Here is a 1,593-nt window from a genome sequence, read left to right as displayed (position 1 = left end):
AGGTAACCATCTGGGCAGATACCGGTTTTCAAGGTATAGATAAACAGCATCCTAATACACAAATCCCAAAAAAAGGAACTCGAAAAAGACCTTTATCGCCTGAACAAAAACAAGAAAATAAAATAATCTCGGGCATCCGTATTACAGTTGAACACGCCATCGCGGGTATCAAGCGCCTCGGTTGCATGACCCAAATTTTACGGAATCGTAGACCCTTTATTGATGATACCTTCTTACTCCTTAGCGCAGGTCTTTGGAATTTCCATCTCAGAACAGCGTAAAATTTACTTCAATCACCGAAACACCCTTATTTCACTATTAAGCAACACGCTTATTATCTACCACATCACCTTGTGCATCAGCATTACTGGCCATCACATTAAAACAGGCATGGGGGAATGTGAGTGGAAAATTATGCGTTACATTTGTGTTTCCTACATATCCCCATTGCATAATAATGCCCGTCTCACCGCATCGCCACCACCCGTCTCTAGAGACGTTGGACGTATTGGCGCGGGCAATAATCCAGCCACTCAACGCCCCACCCCAAACTGGGCCAGTAATATCACCATTTTCATGATAAGTGGCCATTCTACCTCCCCATGAAATAGTCAAATTTTGCCCTAATGTGACACCGCCGTTGACGGTTCCACCGGTACGTTTATCCAGTGCATTTTTTGCACAATCTACCGTTTCTAACAAACCAAGGTTTTCTTAAATCGGGGATTTAGCTAATATTTTGCCCAAAACCAGCGATGACAAGGCTTTCAGGGGGAGGATTAGGGGCTAAAATGGCAAAAATAGGCTATATGAGGGTGTCAAAAAATGACCAAAACACCGATTTACAGCGAAAATCACTCATTTGTACAAATTATGCGCAGATTTTTGAGGATAAAATCAGCGGAAAAACAGATCAGAGACCCGGATTAAAACGCGCGCTAAATGCACTGAAATCGGGTGACACCTTAGTCGTCTGGAAGCTGGATAGACTGGGCCGCAGCATTAAACATTTGATTACTTTAATATCCAAACTGGAAGATGAAGGTATTCATTTTCATAGTTTGACGGATGCCATTGATACCTCTACGTCCGCTGGCCGTTTTTTCTTTCATGTGATGAGTGCGTTGGCGCAAATGGAGCGAAAACTGATTGTTGAGCGTACTAAGGCAGGTTTAGCAGCAGCAAGAAGTAGGGGGCGTATTGGCGGCAGACCTCAGTCGCTATCTTTTGCACAGCAACAGGAAGCTCAAAAATTATTGGCGAATGGTCGTAGCAGAAAACAGCTTGCATTACTGTATGGTGTTTCATTGACCAGCATCTACAAATATTGTCCCGTTGATCGTACCACTCAAACAGACCAAAGTGCCTCCGATGAAAAATGACAGTGTAATTTCGTTGCACTGATGGAAACAAAAGTAGCCTGCCATTTATCGCACGTTTTGGCTTCAAATATCGCACGCCGCATCATCATCAGCCAAAAATTTGGCCAATGTAACGATTATCATATTGTTCAAAGGGGGACATTTCAAATGTCACCCTTAGATTTACTTTCTATTGACCGATGCTCACATTTGAGCATTGCTTCATGCCATA

At 43.1% G+C, this 1,593-nt stretch carries 4 protein-coding genes; 3 read left to right on the top strand and 1 reads right to left on the bottom strand.

The features are described from left to right. On the top strand, positions 1-281 hold a 281-nt coding region (locus CBG25_RS17115), incomplete at its 5' end, for a transposase family protein (RefSeq protein ID WP_290603775.1). A 37-nt stretch (positions 282-318) separates the two neighbouring features. Here CBG25_RS17115 and CBG25_RS17110 read toward each other — a convergent pair. Beyond that, positions 319-702: a hypothetical protein gene (locus tag CBG25_RS17110; protein ID WP_290608135.1), complete on the bottom strand. Its 384-nt coding sequence runs from the start codon at positions 700-702 to the stop codon at positions 319-321. Between the two features lie 89 nt (positions 703-791). Here CBG25_RS17110 and CBG25_RS17105 point away from each other — a divergent pair, with 89 nt between their 5' ends. Next, positions 792-1,382: a recombinase family protein gene (locus tag CBG25_RS17105; protein WP_290608133.1), complete on the top strand. Its 591-nt coding sequence runs from the start codon at positions 792-794 to the stop codon at positions 1,380-1,382. Positions 1,383-1,403: 21 nt separating this feature from the next. Next, positions 1,404-1,593: hypothetical protein (locus tag CBG25_RS17100; RefSeq protein ID WP_290608131.1), on the top strand; the 190-nt coding region annotated here is incomplete at its 3' end.

Origin of the sequence: Arsenophonus sp. ENCA, from assembly GCF_002287155.1 — a bacterium.
Lineage (GTDB): Bacteria > Pseudomonadota > Gammaproteobacteria > Enterobacterales > Enterobacteriaceae > Arsenophonus > Arsenophonus nilaparvatae.
This window is presented reverse-complemented; position numbering and strand designations above follow the sequence as displayed.

Excerpts from the sequence above, each read along its gene's own strand:
- CBG25_RS17105 (WP_290608133.1), top strand. The coding sequence starts at position 792 with ATGGCAAAAATAGGCTATATGAGGGTGTCAAAAAATGACCAAAACACC.